The 25,305-nt window shown below is 69.1% G+C and carries 14 protein-coding genes; 4 read left to right on the top strand and 10 right to left on the bottom strand.

Features of this window, described 5'->3' with window-relative positions:
• The coding region (locus tag RN729_RS00290) for an SDR family NAD(P)-dependent oxidoreductase (RefSeq protein WP_310781482.1) at nt 1-4,629 on the top strand (4,629 nt) is incomplete at its 5' end.
• Here the strand turns inward: RN729_RS00290 and RN729_RS00295 are convergent.
• The gene (locus RN729_RS00295) at nt 4,575-5,471 is read right to left on the bottom strand and encodes an alpha/beta hydrolase (RefSeq protein WP_310781483.1); all 897 of its coding nucleotides are present in this window, start codon (nt 5,469-5,471) and stop codon (nt 4,575-4,577) included. The genes RN729_RS00290 and RN729_RS00295 overlap by 55 nt on opposite strands.
• Nucleotides 5,472-5,618: 147 nt before the next feature.
• A complete protein-coding gene (locus RN729_RS00300) occupies nt 5,619-5,849 on the bottom strand; it encodes an acyl carrier protein (protein ID WP_310781484.1) in 231 nt (76 codons plus the stop codon).
• 345 nt (nt 5,850-6,194) lie between these two features.
• Here RN729_RS00300 and RN729_RS00305 point away from each other — a divergent pair, with 345 nt between their 5' ends.
• The 3 genes from RN729_RS00305 to RN729_RS00315 are packed head-to-tail and all read left to right on the top strand — an operon-like array spanning nt 6,195 to nt 18,280.
• Nucleotides 6,195-16,514, top strand: coding sequence for an SDR family NAD(P)-dependent oxidoreductase (locus RN729_RS00305; RefSeq protein ID WP_310781485.1), 10,320 nt, complete (start codon nt 6,195-6,197; stop codon nt 16,512-16,514).
• Entirely contained in the window at nt 16,511-17,197 is a 687-nt protein-coding gene (locus tag RN729_RS00310; RefSeq protein WP_310781486.1) for a hypothetical protein, read from the top strand. Before RN729_RS00305 ends, RN729_RS00310 begins: the two co-directional genes overlap by 4 nt.
• Before the next feature lie 21 nt (nt 17,198-17,218).
• Nucleotides 17,219-18,280: a solute carrier family 23 protein gene (locus RN729_RS00315; protein WP_310781506.1), complete on the top strand. Its 1,062-nt coding sequence runs from the start codon at nt 17,219-17,221 to the stop codon at nt 18,278-18,280.
• A gap of 7 nt (nt 18,281-18,287) precedes the next feature.
• Here RN729_RS00315 and RN729_RS00320 read toward each other — a convergent pair whose 3' ends face one another.
• The 8 genes from RN729_RS00320 to RN729_RS00355 all read right to left on the bottom strand — a co-directional run bounded on the left by RN729_RS00320 (nt 18,288) and on the right by RN729_RS00355 (nt 25,304).
• Nucleotides 18,288-19,202, bottom strand: a complete 915-nt coding sequence (locus tag RN729_RS00320; RefSeq protein ID WP_310781487.1) for an alpha/beta hydrolase — start codon at nt 19,200-19,202, stop codon at nt 18,288-18,290.
• Between the two features lie 118 nt (nt 19,203-19,320).
• Nucleotides 19,321-19,539 (bottom strand): acyl carrier protein, encoded by a 219-nt coding sequence (locus RN729_RS00325; RefSeq protein ID WP_310781488.1) that lies wholly within the window; start codon nt 19,537-19,539, stop codon nt 19,321-19,323.
• Nucleotides 19,540-19,673: 134 nt separating this feature from the next.
• Nucleotides 19,674-20,669, bottom strand: coding sequence for a phytanoyl-CoA dioxygenase family protein (locus RN729_RS00330; protein WP_310781489.1), 996 nt, complete (start codon nt 20,667-20,669; stop codon nt 19,674-19,676).
• A 34-nt stretch (nt 20,670-20,703) separates the two neighbouring features.
• Nucleotides 20,704-21,693: an SDR family NAD(P)-dependent oxidoreductase gene (locus RN729_RS00335; protein ID WP_310781490.1), complete on the bottom strand. Its 990-nt coding sequence runs from the start codon at nt 21,691-21,693 to the stop codon at nt 20,704-20,706.
• A gap of 31 nt (nt 21,694-21,724) precedes the next feature.
• On the bottom strand, nt 21,725-23,080 hold the full coding sequence (locus RN729_RS00340; RefSeq protein ID WP_310781491.1) for an aspartate aminotransferase family protein: 1,356 nt from the start codon (nt 23,078-23,080) through the stop codon (nt 21,725-21,727).
• 22 nt (nt 23,081-23,102) lie between these two features.
• Entirely contained in the window at nt 23,103-23,960 is an 858-nt protein-coding gene (locus RN729_RS00345) for a 3-hydroxyacyl-CoA dehydrogenase family protein (RefSeq protein WP_310781492.1), read from the bottom strand.
• The gene (locus RN729_RS00350; RefSeq protein ID WP_310781493.1) at nt 23,957-24,475 is read right to left on the bottom strand and encodes a GNAT family N-acetyltransferase; all 519 of its coding nucleotides are present in this window, start codon (nt 24,473-24,475) and stop codon (nt 23,957-23,959) included. Before RN729_RS00350 ends, RN729_RS00345 begins: the two co-directional genes overlap by 4 nt.
• The gene (locus RN729_RS00355; protein WP_310781494.1) at nt 24,468-25,304 is read right to left on the bottom strand and encodes an enoyl-CoA hydratase; all 837 of its coding nucleotides are present in this window, start codon (nt 25,302-25,304) and stop codon (nt 24,468-24,470) included. Before RN729_RS00355 ends, RN729_RS00350 begins: the two co-directional genes overlap by 8 nt.
• Between the last annotated feature and the right edge of the window lies 1 nt (nt 25,305).

Genomic DNA, 25,305 nt, shown 5'->3' on the forward strand with positions numbered 1-25,305 from the left:
GTCGAGGCGATGGGCCTCAACTTCGTCGACGCGCTGATGAGCATCGGCGCGGTTGCCACCGGAGGCGAGATCGGGCGCGAATTCGTGGGCCGTGTCCTGGAGACGGCCGAGGATGTCGAGGGCCTCGCGGCCGGCGACCCGGTGGCCGGGATGGGATTCGGTTCGTTCACTCCGGAGATGATCACCAGGGCGGCGCTGGTGGCGCCCGCTCCGGCAGGTCTCTCCGCGGTCGCCCTCGCGACGGTGCCCATCTGCTTCGTCACCGCCGATCTCGCGTTCCGGACGGCGGGACTCCGGTCCGGGGAACGCGTGCTGATCCACGCCGGGGCCGGCGGCGTCGGCCTGGCCGCGATTCAACTGGCTCAGGCCGCCGGCGCCGAGGTCTTCGCGACCGCCAGCGCCGCCAAGCAGTCCTTCCTACGCTCCCTCGGCGTGGCCCATGTGTCCGACAGCCGGCAGACTGCGTTCGGCGACGAGGTCCTGCGGGCGACGGACGGAGAGGGCGTCCACGTCGTATTGAACAGCCTCACCAGCGAGGGCTTCATCGAAGCGAGCCTGTCCTGTCTGGGCTCCGGCGGCCGCTTCGTCGAGATCGGGAAGCGCGGCATCTGGAGCGAACAGGAGATGTCGGCGTCGCGTCCCGACGTCGCGTACACCGTCGTCGACGTGGATGAGCTGAAACGGACCGATCCGGCGCGCGCGGGCGCTTCGCTCTCTCGAATCATGGACCGCCTGGCGGCCGGTGAGCTGTCCCCTCTGCCGCACACGGTCTGGCCGCTCTCCGAGATCGAATCGGCGCTGGATGCCATGCGGGGCGCCCGGCACACCGGCAAGAACGTCCTCAGGATGCCCTCGCTCGCGAGGGGCGGTCTGCGGCCGGACCGAGCCTATCTCGTCACCGGCGGTCTGGGCGGGATCGGCTGTGCGGTCGCCCGTTGGCTGGTCGAGCAGGGAGCCGGCGCCGTCGTTCTCAACGGCCGCCGGGATCCCGATCCGGAGGCCGAAGCGGTCATCCGCGAGCTGCGGGATGCCGGCGCCGACGTACGGGCGGAGATCGCCGACGTCACGGACTTCGCTGCGGTCGACGCCATGCTCGCCCGGATCGACCGGGGTCCGAGGCCGCTCGGAGGCGTCATCCACAGCGTGGGCGTCCTCTCGGACGGTGTCATCGAGAACCAGACGTGGGACCGCTTCGAGCACGTGCTGTGGCCGAAGGTCCTCGGAGCCTGGCACCTCCACCGGGCGACCAGGACCAGGGATCTCGACCTGTTCGTCCTGTTCTCCAGCGGGATCGGCGTGGTCGGAAACCCCGGGCAGTCGAATCACTCCGCCGCAAACGCCTTCCTCGACCAGCTCGCCGCCCACCGGCGCGGCCTGGGCCTCCCCGGTCAGGCCATCGCCTGGGGGGCCTGGTCGGGCATCGGGGAGGCGGAAGAGCAGAGGGAGCGAATCAGGAGACGTTTCGACCACACCGCCGCAGAGTGGATCACTCCCGAACAGGGCATCGAGGCACTCGATCGGCTGGTCCGACAGGACGTCACCGCGCCCATGGTCACCGCGACCGACTGGTCCATCGTCGCCGAGGAGTTCGGGACACCGCCTCCGTTCTTCGACGAGCTACGGGCTACGAGGAAGGTCCGGCGACGGCAGACCGACGAGCCCGCCGCCTCCGGCGGTTTGATGGTACAGCTGCGGGAGGCGCCGTCGGAGGAGAAACGGCATCTGCTGGAGGCGTTCATCCAGCAGGAGTTGCAGGCCGTGCTCCACCTCCCGTCGCCGCCGTCGGCGGCGGTCGGCTTCTTCGATCTGGGCATGGACTCGCTGATGGCGGTCGAGTTGCGGAACCGGCTGAACCGCGCCTTTGCCGGCGAGTACACGACGTCCAACACGATCGTATTCGACTACCCCAGCACCGCGGATCTCGCCGGCCACCTCGTCGGCGAGATCGAGGCGTTCACCGGCGCGCCGTCTCGCGTTCCGGAGCAATCCGTTGCGCGATCTCGTCCCACGACCCACAGGGAGGCCGACAGGGAGACCGAAGGGGAGAAGGAGGGCATCGCGATCGTCGGCATGGCCTGCCGATTCCCCGGCGCGCCCGACGTTTCGACCTACTGGGATCAGCTCCTGGCGGGCGCCGATCTGGTCACGGAGGGACGCACCGACGTCGATTACTGGCTCGACCGCGTCGGCGATCCCGCTGCCGAGCATCCGGCTTATCGCTGGGGTGGCTTTGTCGCGGGTCTCGAACGGTTCGACGCCAGGTTTTTCGGTATCACGCCGATCGCGGCGGAAACGATGGACCCCCAGCAGAGGATGCTGCTGGAAACAAGCTGGCAGGCGCTCGAGGATGCAGGGGTCGATCCCGGGGGGCTGAGGGGCAGCCGCACCGGCGTGTTCGCCGGTTTGAACGCGAGCGAGTACCGGGACCTAATGGTCGCGAGTGGTTCGGACGGCGGGTCCGTCGGGACGATGTCCAGCACCACCGTGGGACGCGTCGCCCACACGCTCGGACTCATGGGCCCCGCCATGCCCTTCGTGCTGCAGTGCGCGGCGTCGCTCGCAGCGGTCCACGCTGCGTCCACGGCGCTGGAGCGTGGCGAGGTCGATCTGGCGCTGGCGGGCGGCGTGAACGCGATCCTCTCCCCCAACTTCAGCAAACTCCTGCTCGAGCACGGCCTCTTGGCATCGAGTGGACGCTGCGCCCCGTTCGACGCTTCGGCGCAGGGCTACGTTCGCGGCGAGGGATGTGGCGTCGTCCTTCTCAAGAGGCTGAGCGAAGCCGAGGCCGCCGGCGACCGAATCTGGGCGGTCATCAGGGGTTCGGCCGTGAACCACAGCGGCACCGCCGCGGGACTGACGATGCCGAGCGGCCTCGCCCAGGAACAGGTCATCGAGGAGGCGCTGTCTCGCGCCGGCGTCGCCCCGGCCGGTATCGACTACCTGGAGGCCCATGGCGGGGGGTCGGATATCGGCGACGCCATCGAGGTGCAGGCCGCAGCCGCCGTCTACGGCCGCGAGCGGGACGCGGATCGCCCGCTGCTGATCGGGACGGCCAAGACGAACATGGGTCACCTTGAATCGGCGGCGGGCATCGCGGGACTGATCAAGGTCGTCCTTGCCATGCGCCATGGAGTGATTCCGAAGCACCTGCACTTCGAGACGCCGAACCCAAATGTGGACTGGGACCGGCTGCCCGTGCGGATCACCTCCGAACGCACCCATTGGCCGCCGGCCAACGGCTGTCCCGCACGAGCCGGAATCAGCGCCTTCGGATTCTCCGGGACGAACGCGCACGTCGTCGTCGAGGGTTACGCCGCGCCGGGCGGCGACCCTGCGCCCCGTGAAGAACTCGGCCCCTGGGGAGCGCCGACATCTGTGGCTGTCGTCGCTCCCGAGCCCGTCGTCGCTCCGGAGCCCGTCGCCGATCCGCGAGCGGCTGGCGAACGGCGCGACTCACGCCAGACGCGTATCCTGCCGCTCTCCGCGAAGTCCGGGAGCGCCCTGCGGTCGCTCGCCGGACGCTTTCTCGGCTGGGTCGACGGACACAACGCCGACCTCGAGTCCGACGACCGCGCGGCGGGTCCGCTCCTGTCCGACATGGCATGGACCGCCGGCACCGGCCGGAGTCACTTCCCCTACCGCGCCGCGGTGCTGTTCCGGAACCGGGAATCGCTGGTCGGCGGCCTCCGGGCGCTCTCCAGGGCGAGCGCCAGGGCTGAGTCGCCGGGAGCGACGAATGTCGCCTTCGTCTACCCCGGGTCCGACGGTCGGTGGACCGGCACGGGAGCGGCGCTCTACCGGACCGAGCCGGTGGTTCGAGCAGTTCTGGATCGTTGTGACGAAGTGCTCCGGGAGCAGCGCGGCGAATCGCTCGTCGAGATCATGTTCGGGCGAACGGCGGGCGATCTGGACGACCCGGCCTGGGCCTATCCGGCCGTCTATGCGTTCGAATGCGGACTGACCGCTCTCTGGTCGAGCATCGGGATCCGGCCGAATGTCGTCGCCGGGTTCGACGCCGGCGAATTCGCAGCGGCCCGGGCCGCCCGGATCTTCAGCCTGGAAGACGGCCTCCGTCTGGCGGCGGCCGCAGGCGAGTCGGCGACGGCGAAATCACCGGCCGCGGGCGCAGTGCGGTTCGCTGGAGAAGTGGTCCTGGAACGCCCATCTCTCGCGGTAATCCGCGGCGCCGACGGCCGCCCGTTGGGGGCCAACGAAGCGCTTGCCACCTCCTTCTGGCTCCAGCGCGATGGGCAGTCTGCCGAACCGGAAGCCTGCGCGCCGACTCTGGCGGACAGAGGCGTCGAGGTAGTGCTGGAAGTCGGTCCCCGACCGTCCGTGGCCCCAGCGATCGCCGAAGCCTGGCCGGCCTCCGACGCCGAAACCGCCGGCAACGAAGGAAACCGCAGCACTCCGCTCGTAGTGGCGAGTCTGGGGTCGCCGGCCGGCGGCGCCACCGCGACCGACACGTGCGACAGTTTCCTCGAGGCCGCGGCCGCCGCCTACGAGGCCGGGCTGCCGATCTCCTTCGCGGGCCTCTTCGCGGGCGAGGAGCGGTGCAGGATCTCGCTGCCCGGCTATCCCTTCGAGCCCGTGCGCCACTGGGTGGAGCCTCCCAGCAGCCCGCTCTGACGAAGGAAAACGCGGAGCATCGCGACGCATTCCGCCGGCTTCTCCAGCTGCAGAAGGTGGGTAGAGTCCACGATGAAGTCGTAATCCACGCTCTCGATGTGCTTCAGATCAAAGCTGGGCAGGTACGCGTGCGGGAGAGTCGGGTCGGCCCCGATCACTTTCGTGGGACAATAAAGCATGTCCAGGTCCAGCAGCGGGGCGAAGCTCCTCATGTATTCCGAGACCTGCGCTTCGAACTCCCGTGGACAGCGGAGTCCAAGGCCTTCTCCATCCGCCGCCTTCGTAAGGGTCGTCCTTGCCACGAGTTCCCGCACCCCGGGCACGACCCGGGCATACAGCGGAGAATACCGAAGAAGGTCCGAGAACTCCTCCTCGGACCGGAAACGGGGCGACCGTCGCCGCGTCAGCGCCGTCTGGCGGTCCAGGGCCTCGTCGAACTCCGCTTCACTTGCCGCAGGCTTGCAGAGGGGCGGATCGAACAGCACCAGACCCGAGTAGGGACCGGAGAGGGAGAGAATGGCCGTAAGCGTCGAAAGCGAATGAAAGACGCCTACGGTCGGCTTGTCTCCGAGACGCTCGGCGATGGCCCTGGCGAGGACGTCATGGTCGTGGAGCATCGTCGGTATGTTGTGATGCTTCCGCTCACCGACGGCATTCCAGCCGTGGTTTCTGATGTCGTAGACAACCAGATCGAACTCGTCTGCCAGGAGAGACCAGAACGGATAGTAAGCGTCGATGGCGAGGCCGTTGCCATGACTCAGAACCAGGCGAACCGGGGAATCCGGCCGGCCATGCCGCCGCACGACGGTGACCGTGTTCTCGTCGAGCCGCACCTGTTCCACCGCAAGGGGCTCAGGTAGTTCCCAGACAGTCAACGGCTACCGATTCCGCCTATGCCCTGGGCCGACGCCGACCGCTGTCGGAAAGGCTCGGGACGATGCCCGCTGAGCCGACCGGAGGGTCGGAGCGGGCACCGCCGCCAGCGAGGCTCAACCGGATCCGGAATCGAGAAACGCGGCCAGGTCCCGCATGTTCTTCCAGTTGGCAACCTCCTCGGGGGGAATCTCGACACCGAACGCCACCCCGACCTTCTTCACGAAGGCTACGGCGTCAAGGGACGAGATGTCGGAGGAAAGCAGACCGGTGTCGAGATCCAGGTCTCTTCCGAGGTCGAGGTGCTGGCGAGCGAGTTCCTGAATGCGGGCTTCGGTTGCTGTCATGGTCGGAGTCCTCGGGGTTGCATGGGTGAAAAATGTCACTTCCGCGCACCATGAATATAGACGCTCCAGGTGAGCGATACGAACCTCGAAGGCAATACTACGGCACATCTGTCTCCCCGGATACCGTCCGAAGCGCCGCCCAGGGCGCTCGACCGGCGGCGTCGCGTCGAAGTCCGCGTACCGCGGAGCGGCCGCGACCTAAAGCACCACCTCCCGCACCGCGGCCGCGGTGCCGTATTTTTTCTCAGCCCAACTTGATGATATTTCACATGCGGGAGCACACGCGACCGCGCCCGGGGAGTCGACCCTCGGCGGGCTGAAACCGAACGGCAGGGGGGACTGCGGGTGACGACTCACGGGAACGGGCGGACACGCGAACCCGGTGAACCCATCGCGATCGTGGGCATGGCGTGCCGGTTCCCCGGCAGCAGGACCCTGTCCGATTTCTGGCGACAACTGATCGCGGGCGAGAACGCGGTCGTCGAAGGCCCTCCCGGCTCCGTCATCGGACGCGCGGGCCGGCTCTTCCCGGACTCCGGCGGCGAGAACCGGGCCCTCCGTTTCGGGGCGTTCATCGAAGACCTTGACCAGTTCGATGCGGACTTCTTCCGCATCTCTCCCATCGAAGCCCAGATGCTCGATCCGCAGCAGCGCATGATGCTGGAGGTGAGCTGGCACGCGCTCGAAGATGCGGGGATAGACCCCGAGAGCCTGAAGGGCAGCCGCACCGGAGTCTACGTCGGCATCAGCAACAACGACTACCGGGACATGGTCATCGATGCGCCGGAGACCGCCGATACCGCGGTCGGCTTCTACGCGGTGACCGGGACGGCCCTCAACACGGCCATCGGCCGCGTCTCCTTTGCACTGGGCCTCGAGGGGCCCTGCATGGCGATCGACACCGCCTGCTCATCGTCGCTGGTGGCCCTCCACCAGGCGGTCGGGGCCCTGCAGCGCGGCGAGACGGATCTGGCCCTGTCCGGGGGCGTCCACATCTACCTTGCCGGACGTCCGCTCGAGTTGCGGGCCAACGCCGGCATGTTGTCGCCCGAGGGACAGTGCAAGGCATTCGATGCGGCGGCCGACGGCTTTGTGTGCGGTGAAGGCTGCGGTTTGCTGGTTCTGAAGCGCCTGGACGCAGCGGAAGCGGCGGGCGACCGGATCTGGGCCGTCATCCGCGGCTCATCGGTCAATCAGGACGGCGCGAGCCAGGGGCTGACCGTGCCCAGCGGCCCTTCGCAGGAGAAGGCCATGGCAGAGGCGCTTGCCCGAGGAAGCGTCTCGCCGTCCGATGTGGACTACCTGGAGGCCCACGGCACGGGGACGGTGGTCGGAGATCCGATCGAACTCGGTGCCGCGGCGGCCGTCTACGGGCGCGGGCGCACGTCGGCGAACCCGTTCCTGGTCGGGTCCGTCAAGACCAACATCGGACACCTGGGGCCCGCCGCCGGCGTCGCCGGCGTGATCAAGGCCGTGTTGGCGATGAGGCACGGGGTGATCCCCCGGCATCTCAACTTCAACGATCCGACACCGAGCGTGGATTGGGATCGCCTGCCCGTGCGCGTAACCGACGTCATGACGGACTGGCCGCTCCATCCGGACAGGCGGCCGCTGGCCGGCGTCAATTCCTTCGGCTGGTCCGGGACGAACGCCCACGTCGTACTCGAGGGATACGGAGAAGCCGTAACGGAAACGGCAACGGACGCGGGTTCCGGTCCCGCCACGCTGCGCCCCCCCGTCGGTCCCGCGATTCCCGTGCCGGTGTCCGCCTCCACGCCCGAGGCCGCGGACCCGAGTGACGCCCGCACGACCCGGTTCCTGCCCTTGTCGGGCAAATCGCCGGCGGCGCTTGGCGACGTCGCGTCGCGGCATCTGTCCTGGCTTGCCGAGCACTGGCGTGACGAACGTGAGGGAGAGCGGTCCGGGGCCGACACGATCGCCGACATGGTCTGGACCGCCGCATCGGGCCGAAGCCACTTCGCCCACCGCGCCGGCGTACTGTTCAGCGATGTCGCCGAACTGCGCCGGAAACTTGCACGCCTCGCCGAAGGTCAGGGTCCGGAAGCCGGCGTGGCGCCGGTCCGTGCGACCAACGTGGCTTTCGTCTTCACGGGACAGGCCAGTCAATGGGTCGGCATGGGCAGGGCGCTATATGAGAGGGAGCCTGTTTTCCGCTCCGTCCTCGACCGCTGCGACGGACTCCTTCTGGAGGAGCGCGGCGTCTCGCTGTTGGACGTCATGTTCGGGAGCGAGGGGGCGGACGGGACGGACGGCCTGCTGGATGAGGCGGCGTGGACCCAGCCGGCGATCTATGCCCTCGAATGCGCCCTGACGGCGCTCTGGGAGAGTGTCGGCGTGGAGCCGAGCGTGGTCGTGGGCCACAGCCTCGGAGAGATGGCGGCGGCGCAGGCGGCGGGCGTGTTCGGCCTCGAGGACGGCTTGCGCTTCGCCGCGGCCCGCGGTGCGCTGATGGGCGCCACGCGCAGCGATGGCGCCATGGCCGCGATCTTCGCCCCGGCCGCTCGCATCGCCTCCGCGGTGGTGGAACAGAATGCTGCCTCGGACGATGTCGACCTGAGCGTCGCCGTCGACAACGGGCTGCAGCAGGTCGTCAGCGGGCCCGCGAAGGATCTCGAGGCGGTTCTGGCACGCTTCGAGGCCGAAGGAGTGAAGGTGGTGCGCCTGCGACGGAGCCCCGCCTATCACAGCGCCCTCATCGAGCCCGCGCTGGACGATCTCGAAGCCGCCGTCCGCGATATCATGCCCGCTCCGCCATCTCCATCCGTGCCTGTCGTGAGCAACCTGACGGGACGGTTGCTGGAGCCGGACGAACGGATGGATGCCGCCTACTGGCGACGGCAGGCGCGGGAGCCGGTGGCCTTCCGCCGTTCGGTGGAGACGCTGGCGGAACTCGGTGTCGATGCCGTCGTGGAGATCGGCCCCCACGCCATCCTTGGCCCGGTGGTCGCCATGACGTGGCCCGAGACGGCGCCTTCCGGCCCGCCCGTCATTCTCGCGAGCCTCCGGCGGCCGCCGCGGGATCCCGCGGAGCCGGTGGCGGATCCAAGCGGGGGCTTCGTGGAGGCCGTGGCGGGGGCCTACGAGGCCGGAATGGAGATCGGGTTCCCCGGCCTGTTCGCCGGGGAGACCCGGCGCCGGATCTCGCTCCCCGGATATCCGTTCCAGCACAGTCACCACTGGATCCCGAGATCGAGGCGCCGGCGAACGGCCGCCGGCCATCCCCTGCTCGGCATGCGGCATGAATCGCCCCGCGGCGAGATCACGTTCGAGACGGAGATGTTCGCTTCGGATCCCGCCTGGCTGCAGGACCACCTCGTGTACGACCGCATCGTCGCTCCCGGGGCACTCCACGGCGCCATGGCGGTGTCCGCGTCTCTGGCCGGCCGCGGCGGCTCGGCGACCGTGTCCGACATGCAGCTGCACAGTCCCTTGATCTTCGAAAGCGAGGATGGCGAGGACCCGGAGGACGGGGCGCATGGCGCGGGCCGCAAGCTGCAGTTTGTTCTGAGCGGACCCGAAGATGCCACGGTGGATGCCGCGGCGGATGCTGCGGCGGAAACCCCGGAGCGTCGTTTCGAGGTGTTCAGCAAGGGGGAAACCGAAGAGACGTGGACCCTTCACGCCGGTGGCAGGCTTTCATGGGGTACGTCCGGCCCGGCCCCCGGCCCCGAAGAGGCTCCGCACGTCGATCTGGATGAGCTGAGAGCCCGACTGCCGCGCCGTGATCCGGCGGAGTTCTACCGATTGCGATGGAGCGGCGACATTCATCTCGGCCCATCGTATCACACGCTCCAGGCCGTCTGGGCCGGCAAAGGCGAAGCCCTGGGGGAACTGGCCCTCGGCGATTCGGTGGATGCGAGCGGCATGGAGATGCATCCCCTTCTCCTCGACGGCTGTTTCCAGATCTCGGCCATCGCCCGCCATCTGATGAAAGTCGAGCAGGGCGCGGTCTACCTGCCTTTCGGATGGGAATCTCTGTGGGTGGCGGGCCCACTGCCGGATCGGGTCGTGTGCCACGCCGTCCTGAGGACTCCCGGGTCGGAGGACGGGGCGGACACACCACCGCAAGTCGTGACGGGCGACGTTCGGCTCTATGCCGCGGACGGCACGGCCGTCGCCGTGCTGAAGGGCTACACCGCCAAGCGGGCGACCCGATCCGCGCTCCTTTCCGCCGAGGACGGGGTCAAGGACCTGCTGTACGAGGTGGCATGGCGGAAGAAGCCCCTGAGTGGGGGGATGCGCGCCGCGGATTACCTGACGGATCCCGAGGTCGTCGCGAGCCGGTCCCCGACGTTCGTCGAATACCTGGCGCAGGAAGGCGTTGAAGGCCCGGACAGAGCCGCTCTACTGAAAGATCAGGAGACGTTGTCGAGGGCATACGCCCGTGCGGCGCTCGACAGCCTGGGGTGGGAGCGCGAAGCCGGCGAAGCGGTCCGGCCGGACGACCTTCGCCGCCAACTGGGGGTGACGGACGATCACCGGCGCCTGTTTGTCCGGCTCCTCGACCTGGCGGCGGGCGACCCGAGCCCGGACGGCCCGCACGGATCCGACGGCTTTCTCCTCGATCCCGGACCGCTGGCCGAGCGGTTCATTGACGGACATCCGCACGGGATCAACGAACTCGGTCTCCTTCGCCGCTGCGGTTCGGCTCTCGCCGAGGTGTTGCGGGGTCGCAGAGACCCGCTCGGCTTGCTGTTCGGCGACGACGGGCCGAGCGCCGCGAGCCTGTACCTGACGGCCCCCGCGTCGCGTGCGGCGAACCGAATGCTCGGGGATGCGGTGGCCGCGGCTGTGTCGGGTCTTCCCGAGAATCGGCGTCTGCGGATCCTGGAAGTCGGTGCGGGGACGGGTTCGGCGACGGAGTCGATTCTCCCGCTCCTCCCCTCCGGCCGGTTCGACTACACGTTCACGGACATCTCGGCGGGGTTCTTCGCGCAGGCCGAAGCGCGTTTCGCCGCTACCGGCGCTCCGATCGAGTACAGGGCGCTGGACATCGAGGCCTCACCCGAAGCCCAGGGGTTCGAGGCCCATGCCTACGATCTCGTGATCGCCGCGAACGTGCTGCACGCGACCCGGGACCTCGGCGAGACGCTCGCGCACTGTCGCGACCTCCTGGCCCCCTCGGGTCTGTTGCTGGCGCTGGAAGGACTGCGCCGCCGGGCATGGCAGGACCTGACGTTCGGACTTCTGGATGGATGGTGGCGTTTCGAGGACGACTACCGTCCCGACCATGCGCTCGCGACTCCGGCCGTATGGCGCCGAGCCCTGGGCGATGCAGGGTTCCTCGACATCGAGTTCCCCGGGCTTGCGAACCCCGATACGGACGAACCCCTGGGCTCGAACGTGATCATCGCTCGGGGACCGCGGAACGTGGCGCTCTCCCCGGGCGTGTGGGTCCTGGCGGCCGACGAAACCGGTCGAGCCGCCGAGATGGCCGCCGGGCTGGCCAGGGCGCTCGCCTCCCGGGACCAGACGGTGGTCTTCGCCGGAGACGCCGGAGATGATCCGGCGACGGTCGACGTGACTCGGCGGGAGTCCTGGCGAGCCCTGTTGGAGGGGCTTCCCGCGGATGTCCCGTTGAAGGGTGTGGTGCACCTCGCCGCTCTGGATGGGCACGGGGCGGCAGCTACCACCGAGCAAATGGCCGAGGACGTCGCGCGTGTCGGGTCCAGCGCCCTGGCTCTCGTTCAGGGCCTCATCGACACCGGCGCGACGCCGACCGACGGCGTGTGGTTCGTGACGCGGGGCGCGCAGGTTCTGGAAGAAGACCTTCTGGCGAGAAGCGCGGGGGAACTTGCCGGCTCGACTCTGTGGGGGTTCGGGAAGGTGATGGCCCTCGAAGCGGCGCACCTCCGACCGAGGTTGATCGACCTCGACCCCGGGGCGGCGGGGACCGCGGAGACGGTTTCGAATCTTGCCCGGGAAGTCCTCTTTCCCGATGCCGAGACGCACATCGCCTATCGGGGAGGCTCCCGCCAGGGCGCCCGGCTGGTGCGCCTGGGCGCCGGCCGTGCCCCGCTCGCCTTGCCGGAGGATGCGGATTGGGTTGTCGGGCCCACGGACCCGGCGGCCGGTCTGTCGGCGCTGGGAGCGAAGCCGCGCCCGAAATCCCCGCTGGAGCCCGGCGAGGTCCGGATCTCGGTGGAGGCCGTGGGGCTCAACTTCGCCGACGTGCTCCTCAGCATCGGCGCCGTGCCGTACGACCGGGAGATCGGCCGCGAGATGTACGGCCGCGTGCTGGAGACGGCGCCCGATGTGGAGGTCCTCTCCGCGGGGGATACGGTCGTCGGATTGGGCTTCGGCTCGTACACGCCGGAGATGGTGACGTCGGCGGTCGCGCTGGCTCCCGCCCCCGATGGGTTCTCCGCGCCCGCGCTGGCCACGATGCCCGTCTGCTTCGTGACGGCTGAGCTCGCCTTCGAGATGGCGGGATTGACGGCCGGCGAACGCGTACTGGTCCACGCGGGAACCGGAGGCGTCGGCCTTGCCGCGATCCAGCTTGCGCGCGCCGCGGGCGCCGACGTCTTCGCAACCGCGAGTGTGGCGAAGCAGCCCTGGCTTCGCTCCCTCGGCGTCGACCACGTCTTCGACAGCCGGCAGACCGACTTCGGCGAAGAAATCCTCGATGCCACGGGCGGCGAGGGAGTTCACGTCGTGTTGAACAGCCTCACCGGCGAGGGCTTCATCGAAGCGAGCCTGTCCTGCCTGGGGACGCGAGGCCGCTTTGTCGAAATCGGGAAGCGGGAGATCTGGAGCGAAGAAGAGATGTTGGCGGCACGTCCGGATGTCGCCTACTCCGTGCTGGATCTGGACGGGGTGAAGTTGACCGATCTCGCTCGGGCCGGCGCCTCCCTGGCGCGGGTCATGGGGCGGCTCTCGTCCGGCGAGCTGAGGCCGCTGCCTCACACCGTCTGGCCCCTATCGGAGCTCCAGGCGGCCCTCGACGTCATGCGCGACGCCCGGCACACCGGCAAGAACGTCGTGCGGATGCCTCCTGTCGCACGGGACGGCCTGCGCCCGGACCGGACGTACCTGGTGACGGGCGGGCTGGGAGGGATCGGCTGCGCGGTCGCCCGCTGGCTGGCCGAGAAGGGGGCCGCGACGATCGTCCTGAACGGGCGCCGCGCCCCCGACCCCGACGCGGAAGCGGCGATCCGCGAGCTGCGCGAGGGTGGCGTCGATGTTCGGGTGGAAGTGGCCGACGTAACGGACCCCGCGGCCATCGATCACATGCTAACCCGGATCGACGAGACCCTGCCGCCGCTCGGCGGCGTGGTCCACAGCGTGGGCGTGCTGTCGGACGGCGTCATTGAGAACCAGAACTGGGAACGGTTCGAGGAGGTCCTGTGGCCCAAGGTGCTGGGAGCCTGGCATCTGCACCGGGCCACCATGGCGCTCGACCTCGATCTCTTCATCCTTTTTTCCAGTGTCACCGGCGTCGTGGGAAACCCGGGCCAGACCAACCACGCCGCCGCCAACGCCTTCCTCGACCAGGTTGCCGCCCACCGGCGCGCCCTCGGTCTCCCCGGTCAGGCCATCGCCTGGGGTGCGTGGTCGGGAATCGGGGAAGCGGAAGAGCAGCGGGAGAGGATCGAGAAACAATTGGCGTACACCGGCGCGGGCTGGATCACGCCGCGGCAGGGGATCGAAGCCTTCGACTGGCTGGTCCGGCAGGACGTGACCCAATCCACGGTCACCAGCGTTGACTGGTCGGTCAGCGGAGAGGGGCTCGAATCCCGGCCTCGCTTCCTCGAAGACCTGATCGTCACGAAGAAAGCCAGGCGCGGGACGGGTGAAGCCCCGGCTTCCTCCGACGGCCTGATGTCCCGGCTGCGGGAGGCCCCGGCTGACGACAAGGAGAATCTCCTGTCGGCCTTCATCCAGGAGGAACTGAAGGCCGTGTTGAGACTGCCGTCATCCCCCTCGGCCACAGCGAGCTTCTTCGATCTGGGCATGGACTCGCTGATGGCCGTGGAGTTGCGGAATCGGCTGAACCGCGCGTTTGCCGGGGAGTACGCGGCATCCAACACGGTCGTGTTCGACTACCCCAACTCCGCCGGTCTCGCGGAACACCTGTCGAAGGAGCTCGGCGCCCTGACCGGCGCGGAGCCGGCGACCGAGCCCGTAGCGGAGCCGGTCACGGAAGTGGCGGAGTCGGCCACGGAACCTGTGGCGCCGGCCGTCCGCACGCAGTTCCGCCGCGACGACGACGACATCGCCATCGTCGGCATGGCCTGCCGATTCCCGGGTGCGCCGGATATCGACGCCTTCTGGCGGCAGCTTGAGGAGGGCGAGGACGCGGTCAGCGAGGGCCGTGCGGATCGGGGCTCATGGGAGGGCGTGGTCGGAGATCCGGGGGCCGAGGACCCGCTGCACCGACGGGGTGCTTTCGTCGAGGACATCGACCGGTTCGACTCGCGGTTCTTCCGCATCGCACCCATTGAGGCGCGGACGATGGACCCTCAGCAGCGGATGCTGCTGGAGACCAGTTGGCAGGCTATCGAGGACGCGGGCATCGATCCCGGCCGGCTGGCTGGCAGCCGCACCGGCGTATATGTCGGCGTCGGCGGCAGCGAATACCGGGACCTGTTCGCCTCCCGGGGGCAGCCACTGGACTACGGCGGCACCAACGAGGCGATGACGGTCGGACGGGTCGCCTTCGCCCTGGGCCTCGAAGGGCCGGCGATTCCGCTGGATATGGCCTGTGCATCGTCCCTGGCCGCGGTGCACCAGGCGGTGGCGGGTCTGCAGAGGGACGAAGTCGACATGGCACTTGCGGGCGGTGTCAACGCCATCCTGTCGCCCGGAATCGCCGACTTCCTCGCAGAGTTGGGGGTGTTGTCCCCCAGCGGCCGCTGCCGTGCGTTCGACGCGGCCGCAGACGGCTTCGTCCGCGGCGAGGGATGCGGCATGATCGTCCTCAAGCGGCTGGCCGACGCCCGCGACGACGGTGACCGCATCTGGGGCGTCGTCCACGGTTCCGCGGTGAACCAGAGCGGGCGGAGTGCGGAACTGATGGCCCCCAACGGGCCGACCCAGGAACGGGTCATGGAGGAGGCGCTCGCGCGGGCCGGCGTCGACCCCGGCGAGGTCGACTATCTCGAGGCTCAGGGAGTGGGCAGCGAATTCGGCGACCCCATTGAGCTGAACGCCGTGGCCGCCGTCTACGGCCGGGGTCGCGACGCGGACGATCCTCTCCTCGTCGGTTCGGTCAAGACGAACATCGGCCACCTGGAGTGGGCCGCCGGGATCGCGAGCCTGATCAAGACGGTGTTGGCGATGAACCGCGGTGTGATTCCCGGCAACCTGCACTTCCGGGACCCGAGTCCGCTCCTCGACTGGAAGAGCCTCCCGGTGCGCGTCGCCTCCGGCGCCACGGCGTGGCCGGGCCACTCCGGGAGAGCGCCTCTCGCCGCGGTGAACACCTTCGGGCTTTCGGGTGCGAACGCGCACGTCGTCGTGGGCGGATACGCGAACCCGGCTGCGGACGATGGCACCGTCTGGCCCGCAGGACCCGTTCGCACCGTCGCGGTCACCGGCACGACGGCCCCGGAAGGACTCGGAGAACGGACGACCCGTTTCCTGCCCCTTTCGGGCAAGTCCCCGGACGCCCTGCGGGAGCTGGCTCGACGCTACCTGGACTTCGTTGGGAAACCGGATGGTTCGAGTCTGGCCGATGTGGCATGGACCGCGGGCAGGGGGAGAAGTCACTTCGCCTACCGCGCCGGATTGGTGTTCGACGATCTCGCACAACTTCGGGAGGGGCTTCGGGATGTGGCCGCAGGAAGACGAGGGCCCGCTGACCCGGAACCGCTGGAAGCGCCCCGGACCGCCTTCCTGTACACCGGCGGGTCCCGTAGCTGGGCGGGCATGGGACAGGCCCTGTACGAGACGGAACCGGTCGTGCGCGAGGTGCTCGACACCTGCGAAGAAGTGTGGCGGGGAGAGCGTGGCGCCTCGCTACTGGAGGTGCTGTTCGGGAAGGACGGAGCGAAGGACGATGTCGGCGACGCCGGCGAGGCAACGTCGGTCGGGGCCTCGATCTACGCGCTCCAGTGCGGTCTCACGGCGCTTTGGAGGAGTGTCGGGATAAGCCCGACCCCCGTAGTCGGATGCGGCGTCGGCGAACTCGCGGCGGCGCAGGCCGCCGGCGTGTGGGGTCTGGAGGAAGGGTTGCGGCTCTGGGCGGAGTGGGGAGGACGCGAGGCTCCGCGGGACATCTCGCTCGCCGCGCCCGCCGTGACCCTGGTGAGTGGCGCGACGGGGGTGGCGGTTGGGTCCGGCGACGCGCGCGACGTGACGTATTGGCAGCGGTCGGTGCGCGAGCTGCCGGCCATTGACCGCTGCCTCCGGACGCTGGCGGAGATGGAGGTGCCGGTCGTGGTGGAGATCGGCCCGGAAAGCGTGCTGGCGCCGATGCCGATGGTCACGCAGAGCCCGGGGGAGGGCACCGCACCCGTCTTGCTTTCCAGCCTGAGCGCCGTGCAGCCTGCGGACGGCTTCGTGGCGGCGGTGGCCGGGGCGTACGAGGCGGGGCTCGAGATCTCCTTCGAGGGACTGTTTGCCGGCGAGGCTCGGTCGCGCGTGCCGCTGCCCGGCTATCCCTTCCAGCGCCGCCGCCACTGGCTCGAGGCCGTGGCTTGAGCGTCGGCGCGGCGGGCGACGCACCCGGCCTGCGCTTCCAGCCCGACGAACCGGCTCCGGCGAAGCTGGCTATCGGCCTGGGCATCCAGCTCGCCGCGCTCAACATCGCGGGCGTGATGCTGATCCCCATGGTCGTGATGCGGGCGGCGAGCGTGCCCGATGCCTACCTCTCCTGGGCCGTGCTTGCCTCGGTCGCCGTCAGCGGAGCGACGACGATCCTGCAGGCCTGCCGCGTGCGCCGCTTCGGCGCGGGGCATGTGCTGGTAATGGGAGGTTCCGGGGCCTTCATACCCGTCTGCATCATGGCCCTCGCGGAGAGCGGCCCTGCGTTGCTCGCGACGCTGGTCGTCATCTCGGCGCTCGTGCCGCTGTTGCTGTCGTGGCGGCTGTCGCTCTTCCAGCGCATCCTGACGCCCCCCGTATCGGGAACCGTGATCATGCTGATCCCGGTGACCGTATCGCCGTACGTATCCGGACTCCTGGAGGGGGCGTCGGCCGGAGCCCCGGCCGCGGCCGGCGTGCCACTGAGCTTCTTCGCGACCGTCCTCCTGATCGCCGCCATCGCGCTGCGGGGGACCGGAACTCTGCGCCTGTGGGCCCCGGTGATCGGCGTGATCGGCGGTACCGCGCTCGCGGGCTACCATGGACTGTACGATCTGGAACGCGTCGCGGGCGCCACCTAGGTCGCGCCGCCGGATCCCCGCCTGCCGGGCTTCGATCTCCGGTTCGGGCCGGCGTTCTGGACCCTTCTCCCCTCTTTCCTTCTGGTAGCCGTGATCGCCGCCGTGCGCACGCTGAGCAGCGCGGTTGCAATCCAGCGCGTCTCGTGGCGCCGCAAGAGCCGCGCGGTCGATTTCCAGGCCGTGCAGGGGGCCGTGGCCGCGGACGGAGTGGGGAACCTGGTCGCCGGGGTCTTCGGTACGGTTCCCGGCACGGCCACCACGGCCAGCATATCGCTTACCGAACTCACGGGTGTCGCGGCGCGCGGCGTCGGGATCGTGGCCGGAGCCACCTTCATCGCGCTCGCGTTCCTCCCCAAGGCGTTCGCGGCAGTGCTCGCCATTCCGGACCCCGTATTCGCCGGCTACCTGGCCGTCGTTCTGGCGATGCTGTTCACGATAGGCATGAGGATCGTCGTGCAGGGCGGCGTCGACTACCGCAGTGGCATCGTGGTCGGAATCGCCTTCCTGACAGGGACGAGCTTCCAGTACGGCCTGGTGTTCCCGGACCTGGTCTCGTCGTTCGCGGGCGGCCTGCTCGCCAACGGGATGAACGCCGGTGGCCTCACGGCGATCCTGCTCACACTGTTCCTTCGTCTCACCGCGCCGCGCCGCGCCCGCATCGAGGCTCACCTCAGCGTCTCGGGGCTGCCTGCGATCAGGGAGTTTATCACGGCTTTCGGAGCGAAGGTCGACCTGGACCGTACCGCGGTGGATCGATTGGAGGCGGCGGCGGAGGAGGCTCTACTGGCCCTCGGTCTCCCCGACGACTCGGCGAACGGACTCGACGCCCGGCGCCTCCTCCTCACCGCCTGGCGCGAGAAGGGCGACGTAACGCTCGAGTTCGTGGCCGCTCCGATGGGCGAGAACCTCCAGGACCGCCTCGCGCTGATGGGTGGAGAAGCGGGGGAGGCCTCATTCGAAAACGAAGTTTCCCTGCGTCTCCTGCGTCATCTCACTTCGTCGGTGCGCCATCGGCAGTATCACGACACGGACATCGTGACAGTGCGGGTGGGGACCGCCGTCACGGCCCGCCGACCGTCATAGCCGACCGTCATAGGAGGCTGCGGGCCTCGAGAAAGCGCCGCAGCGCGGCGACGCACTCCGCCGGCTGTTCCAACTGGAGCAGGTGCGTGGTGTCCGGCAGGAAATCGTATTCGACCGTCTCTATGTGGCTCAGGTTGAAGGACGGCATGTACGAGAAAGCCAGCGTGGGATCCGAACCGACGACCTTGGTCGGGCATGGTAGCCGGCCCATGTCCACGAGGAACGCGAACGTGCGCGTGTACGCCAGGATCTGCGCCTCGTATTCGCGCGGACAGCGAAGTTCGTAGCCGGTGCCATCGGGAGACTCGCGGAGTACCGTCCGGGCCATCAGTTCCGCCGCCCCCGGGACCGCCCGGGTCAGCAGCAGGTGGCGGATGAGTTCGGCGAAGTCCTCCTGATCGCCGAAGCGGTCCGTTCGGCGCCGAATCGTCGCGGCCAGTTTCTCGGACAGTTCTTCGTACTCGACGTCACCCATCTTCGGTCTGAACATCGGAGGATCGAAGAGAATCCACGCCGATAACTCGCCCGTGCGCCCGGTCCCGAGCGACGGCGAAAGGAGCGCCGTCAGGGCCGCGAGGGAATGGAATACGCCGATCGTCCGGGCCCGGCCGTATTGATCCTCAAGGGCTTCAACGACCCGTTCCTGATCCAGGACCAGGTTGGGAACGTTGTGCCCGGAAGCTGACCCCACCGCGTTCCATCCGTGGTTCCGGATGTCGTAGAGGAAGAGGTCGAAATCGTCCTGGAGCAGCGACCAGAAAGGATAGTAGAGGTCGATCGCCAAGCCGCTGCCGTGACTCAGCAGCAGCCGTGGCCCACCCGGATTCCCGTGCCTGCGCAGCTTGGTGACGCTCCCGTCATCGTGACGAACGTCGCATACGGAACGAGGTTCCGGCACCTCCCAGATCGCCTTCGTGGTCATGGCGCGCGTGCAGCAGTCAAACCGACCAAGAGCCGGTCCCCCCGGACCTATGCCGGGGGGGGCGGCTCAAGTCGGAATCGGAGTCATCAGCCTCGGCGCCGAGCGCCGTGCCGAGCGTTCATTTTGCGGCGGAGTTCAGGTAGTCTGCCAGCTTCCGCAGCGATCCAAGGCACTCCGTGGGGACGGAGACGCCGAAGTCCTCCTCGACGACTTTCTTGAAGGCCATGGCAGCCATCGACGAGACGCCGATGTCCGGGAGGGTCGCGTCGAAGTTGGGCTCGCGGTCCAGGTCGAGATGTTCGGCGACGAGCTCCCGCAGGCGACCTTCGGCGGCCATTGATGTGTCCTTTCCGGGGGGTGGCGTGTGGTATCGGGCCCTTGACCAGAATACCGGGAGTACTGTCCGACGGCGGGAAACTCTGATAGGGGTAGCGAGACGTCAAGCCTTTCAGGTCGACGGCGTCCCGCCGACTACGAGGCTCCGCTGCCCGTGTGCCTCCGGATCGTTCGGCGGTCGCGGTCGCTGAAGTAGGCACACTGCGAAATCACGTCGCCGTGTTGCGCCCCGGCTTCGGCGATCTCGATATGCTGGCGCGTGACCGGCTTGTACGGGAAGGGTCCCTTCCCGTACTGCTCGGAGGGGAATTCAAGGCACTGTGCCCGGTTCAGGTCGTAGCGCGAAGTCGCATCGACGAAACGCATCACGTAGGCCGCACGCTGGGCCAACTCACCTTCGCCGAGCAGGACGCTGCGATGGATGACGCTCTTGTTGAACAGGAATGCGTCGCCCGGTTCGAAGTCGTCCTCCACGGCCTGCACGTCGAGAAGTTCCTTCATGGCGGGGGAGTTGAGGATCCCCCCTCGGAGACCGAAGTAATCGTCCACGCCCGTCCTCTTCCCGGCCCGTTCCCGGGCCTTGAGCGCCTCGACGACCGCGAGATCCGCCGGGTAGACGAAGTCGCCCGGCAGAATATGCTGGGGAATGTAGGCCATGCCGCCCCGCTGTCCGTTCGTATCGATGGGATGAAGCGGCACCCAGAGCGTGCACGCGAACTCCTCGGCGAATTGGTAGCCGAAGCTCTGCACGCCGACATGCCACGGGAATCCCTTGTTTACGTTCTTCTTGATCTCGAAGGACAACTCGAACGTGAGAAAGAGGTCACGCCCGGTCAGGTCCGTCAGGGCCCGCCGGAAATATGGGCGTTCCAGTAGCTCGAAGATGTCCGCCTTGTCGGCGGCAAAATCGTATTGCGTCCGGCTGAACACCGATTCGGACGCGACGCGGTCCGTGGTTCCTCGGTTGAATTGAACTTCCATTCCCCGGTTCAATTCGACATCCACGCGATCGAGCAGCGTGCTGACCACGTCGGCGTTGAGGAATCCCTTCAGCTTGACGAAACCGTCGCGCGAGAAGTGCTCCACCTGCTCGCGCGCGACGCTGAATTCGGTGTCGAACGGATGGGCCATGGTTCTTCTCCGGCCAGGGTGCTGCGGGCGATGGCTATCGGCTTCGAGTAGCGGTAGTTGGCAGAGTATCTCCCGTACCGGGGGAGGGCAACCGACCCTCCTCGTCTTCGGCCGGCTGTCGCCCGAGGATCAAATCGAAGGCGTCGACAGGGACGACGAGCCGGGTGTCCAACACGTCGGCGAGCGCCGATGGCGTCAGGTCGCGTTCGGAGCGGGCCTCGAAGGCGATGCCGGGAACCTCCAGCACGCGCACTCGCCGCCCGGACACGTGGAAGATCTGGTTGCGGGCCGGGCAGTCGGCCTCGGCCAGCCACGCCGCGAGAGCGGAGACATGCTCGGGTCCGAAGGGGTCGTACCCGGTCTCGTCCGGCTCGCCCAGCTGATCGGCCCCCGTCATGCCCGCCACCATGCGCGTCCGCGCCGAGGGCGAGATCACGTTCGAGCGGACGCCGTACGGGGCTCCCTCGATGGACAGGACCTTGGAGAGGCCGATGACACCCATCTTCGCGGCCCCGTAGTTCGCCTGCCCGAAGTTGCCGCAGAGTCCGGAAGAAGAGGTCGTGTGGATGACGGAGGCGGCGCGGGGGCGGCCGGCCTTCGCCTCGGCGCGCCACCAGGCGAGCGCGTGGCGGCTCGGAGCGGCGTGGCCCTTGAGGTGGACGGCGACGACCGCGTCCCACTCGTCCTCGGACATGTTGAACAGGGCCCGGTCCCGAAGGATGCCGGCGTTGTTCACCAGGATGTCGAGCCCGCCGAACGATTCGACCGCCAGGGCGATGAGGTCGTGGGCGGCGGTCCAGTCGGAGACGTCGTGACGGCTGGCCACGGCCCGGCCGCCGCCGGCCCGGATCTCGTCGCAGACGGATTCGGCCGGGCCGGCATCGGCGCCGTCGCCGCCGACGCCCGTGCCGAGGTCGTTGACGACGACGCTCGCCCCGCCGGCCGCCAGGGCGAGCGCGTGGGCCCGGCCGATGCCGCGGCCGGCGCCCGTCACAATCGCCACGCGTCCGGCCAGGCGGCTCACGCCCGGATGCCCTCGTCCGCGGTCCGCCGGGTCAGCCGTCGATCCGCCGGCAGGCGGCCGCGAGGCGGCGGATGCCCTCCGCCATCTCGTCCTCCGCGATTAGGAGCGACGGCCCGATCCGGATCACGTGCCCGTTCAGCCCGCCGCGGCCGATGAGCAGGCGCTCCTCGCGCGCCGCCTCGAGCAGCGCGCCGGCCCGCTCGCCGTCCGGCGCTCTCCCGGCACGGTCCTCGACCATCTCGATGCCCTGCATCAGCCCCATGCCGCGCACCTCGCCGATCCAGTCGTGCGCGCTCTTCAGCGTCTCCAGCCCGGCGCGAAGCTGCGCCCCCCGCTCGGCGGCGCGGGCGGGCGCGTTCTCGCTCTTCATCACGCCCAGCGTCGCGCCCATCGCCGCCATCGAGATCGAGTTGCCCCCGTACGTCGAGATCGACGGCCCCTGCCACGCCTCGGCGATCTCGGGCCGCGTGACGGTCGCCCCCACGGGGAATCCGTTCGCGATCCCCTTCGCCATCACCATGATGTCCGGCTCGACGCCCCAGTGCTCGATTCCGAACCAACGGTCCCCGGTCCGGCCGAACCCGGCCTGCACCTCGTCGATGATGAACAGGCCGCCGTAGCTCCGGATCACCTCGGCCGCCCTTCGAAAATACTTGGGAGGCGGCACGATGACGCCGGCCACGCCCTGGATCGTCTCGGCGAAGAAGGCGGCCGGCTTCCCGCCCGTCGTCGTCTCGATGACCTCCACGAGGTCGTCGATGAAGAAGTCCGTCGCCTCGGGACCCGCTCCGACCGGAGACCGGTAGAGGTACGGCGACCGCGCGTGGACGATCCCGTCGACGCCCCCGCCGGGGAGACGCCAGGCGCCCTGCGCCGTCATGTGGCTCGTGAGCGTGCTCCTGCCGGAGTAGGAGAGCCGCAGCGCGACGATCTCGTGACGACCCGTGTACAGGCGCGCCGTCGCGACCGCGGACTCCACCGCCTCCGTGCCGCTGTTCGTGAAACATGTCGTCCGGAGGGCGCCCGGCGTGATCTCCGCCAGCGAGCGCGCGGCTTCGATCTGGCCTTCCGTCACGTAGAGCGCCGAGGTGTGTCCGAGCCGCTCCATCTGTGCGCGCGCCGCCGCCACGACGGTCGGGTTGCAGTGGCCGACCGACGTCGTGAGGATGCCCGCGAACAGGTCCAGGTACTCATCGCCGTCCACGTCACGGACCCAGACGCCCTCTCCTTCGGCGAGGGCCAGCGGGTCGCCGTAGTAGGGACGGACCCAGGGGTACAGGAAGTCGCTCTGGGCCGCGGTCAGCGCCCGCGTTCGGGATTCCGCCACGGGCGCGGCGCCGGCGGCGTGCGCCGAGGATGTCTGCGGGGCGGTCTGTACGTTGCTCACGAGTGTCTCCTGACGGTAGGCGTCAATCCCAGCGGTAGAAGCCTCGTCCGCTCTTCCGGCCCAGGCGGCCCGCCGCCACCATCCGCTCGAGCAGAGCCGGGGGTTCGAACACCGGCGACCCCAGCGCCTCGTGCAGGTAGCGGGCGATGTCGAGCCGGACGTCGAGCCCGACGAGATCTCCAAGTTTCAGCGGTCCCATGGGGTGGCGGTAGCCGAGCATCATGGCGGTGTCGATGTCCTCCGGGCTCGCCACGCCCTCCTCCACCATGCGGATCGCCTCCAACCCGAGGGCAAGCCCGAGCCGCGACGAGGCGAACCCGGGCGAGTCGGCGATGACGACCGGCGTCTTCCCGAGGCGTTCGGCGACCTCGCGGGCCCTCGCCACGGTTTCGTCGGACGTCTCCGCCCCGCGCACGATCTCGACGAGCGCCATGATGTGGACGGGGTTGAAGAAGTGCATCCCAACCACGCGGCCGGGCGACGGAAGTCCCTCCGCGAGCGCGGTGATGGACAGGGAAGAAGTGTTCGTGGCGAGCAGGGCGCCGGCGGCGGCCGCCTCCCCGCACCGGGCGAGGACCTTCTGCTTGAGATCCAGCCTCTCGGGCACGGCTTCGATCGCGATCCCGACCCCGTCGGCCGCCTCGCCCAGGTAGCGGCTGTACGACAACCCCCCGAGCGCGCGCTCGCGCTCTTCGGGCGTGACCTTCCCGCGCTGGATCCCCTTGCGGAGGTTGGCCTCGATGCGCTCGCGCGCCGTCTCCAGCACGTCGGGCATGACGTCGAACAGACGGGTGTCGTAGCCGGCCATCGCCGCGACCTGGGCGATTCCGTGCCCCATCGTGCCGGCCCCGAGCACGGCCAGCGCCGGACGGGCCGTCATTCGATCCAGTCCTCCGGGTTCATCTCCGGTTCGGGGCGGAGCGAGTACCGGCGCACGACCTCGATGGCCTCGAAGCCGAGGTCGTCGGCGAGCGCGTTCGCGATCAGGTTGTCCGCTCCGGTGAAGAGGCGCACCTCGTGGATGTCCCAATCCGCCGCCCACTCGAAGGCGGCGCGCAGCAGGCGCCCCAGGTTCCCCTTGCGCCGCTCCTCCCGTCTCACGAACGGGGTCTGGATGCGCACGTAGCGGGGCGGGTCGAACAGAGGCTCGTTCTCTTCCACGAAGCAGACGAGCATGCCGTCGAGCCCGCCGTCTTCCGCCTCCAGGACGAAGACGACGCTCGTGGCCTCTTCGATGTGACGGCGGAACATGCCCGCGCGCGTCTCGATGGCGTCCGTGCGGAGCCGCCGGTAGGCGGGATTGAGGGCATGAATGCGCATGTACCGGGTCCACATGGCGACGAGTTCATCGATGTCGCCGACCCGAGCCTGTCGAACCGTGGCGGTCTCAGACACGCGTACCCGCCTCCGTCGTTGCAGGGTGTTCGACCTCGCCGCTCCTCCCGAACCGTGGCGGCCGCTTCTCGACGAACGCCCGGACGCCCTCGAGCGCGTCCGCGGACTCGAAGCAGGCCTTCTGCGCGGCCGTCTCGTAGTCGAGCATCTCCTCGAACGTGGACGAGAGGGAGCGCTGCACCGCCTGCTTCGCGAGCCGGAGGGGCAGCGTCGGCTTGCGCGCCAGCCTGCGCGCCCAGTCGCGGGCCAGCGGCATGAGTTCGTCCGCGGGGACCACGCGGTTCACGAGGCCGATTCGCTCGCACTCGGCGGCCGGAACCATCTCCGCGAAGAAGAAAAGCTCCGCGGCGCGTGCCGGACCCACGAGGCGGGGCACGGCGTAGGTCCCGCCCCAATCCGGGTGGAGGCCGATGCGGTTGAAGGTCTGGCCGATCGACGACGTCTCGGAGGCGAGCCGGAGGTCGCAGGCGAGGGCGAGGTTCGCTCCGCCGCCCGCCGCGGGCCCGTTCACCGCGGCGATCACGGGCTTCGGCATCTCCCGTATCGCCGCCGCGACCCGGCGTCCCGCTTCGACGAGCGCGACGGCCTCGTCGACGGCCTGCGTCTCGATGAGCCGGGTGAGGTACTTGACGTCGGCGCCGGCGCAGAATGCCCGCCCGGTCCCGGTGATGATGACCGCGCGCACTCCGTCGTCCGCGCCGAGCGTCTCGATCCCGCGGGCGATCTCGCTCCGCATCTTCCCGATGAAGGCGTTGAGCTTGTCCGGCCGGTTGAGCGTGAGGGTGCCTACGCCGTCCTCGGTCTCGATCAGGACGTGTGCCGCGCTCATG

The sequence above is a fragment of the Candidatus Palauibacter polyketidifaciens genome (assembly GCF_947581785.1).
Taxonomy (GTDB): domain Bacteria; phylum Gemmatimonadota; class Gemmatimonadetes; order Palauibacterales; family Palauibacteraceae; genus Palauibacter; species Palauibacter polyketidifaciens.

Bases quoted from the DNA above. Each gene is read 5' to 3' on its own strand.
- RN729_RS00300 (WP_310781484.1), bottom strand. From the start codon at position 5,849: ATGACAGCAACCGAAGCCCGCATTCAGGAACTCGCTCGCCAGCACCTC.
- RN729_RS00320 (WP_310781487.1), bottom strand. From the start codon at position 19,202: ATGACCACGAAGGCGATCTGGGAGGTGCCGGAACCTCGTTCCGTATGC.
- RN729_RS00325 (WP_310781488.1), bottom strand. From the start codon at position 19,539: ATGGCCGCCGAAGGTCGCCTGCGGGAGCTCGTCGCCGAACATCTCGAC.
- RN729_RS00330 (WP_310781489.1), bottom strand. From the start codon at position 20,669: ATGGCCCATCCGTTCGACACCGAATTCAGCGTCGCGCGCGAGCAGGTG.
- RN729_RS00345 (WP_310781492.1), bottom strand. From the start codon at position 23,960: ATGACGGCCCGTCCGGCGCTGGCCGTGCTCGGGGCCGGCACGATGGGG.
- RN729_RS00355 (WP_310781494.1), bottom strand. From the start codon at position 25,304: ATGAGCGCGGCACACGTCCTGATCGAGACCGAGGACGGCGTAGGCACC.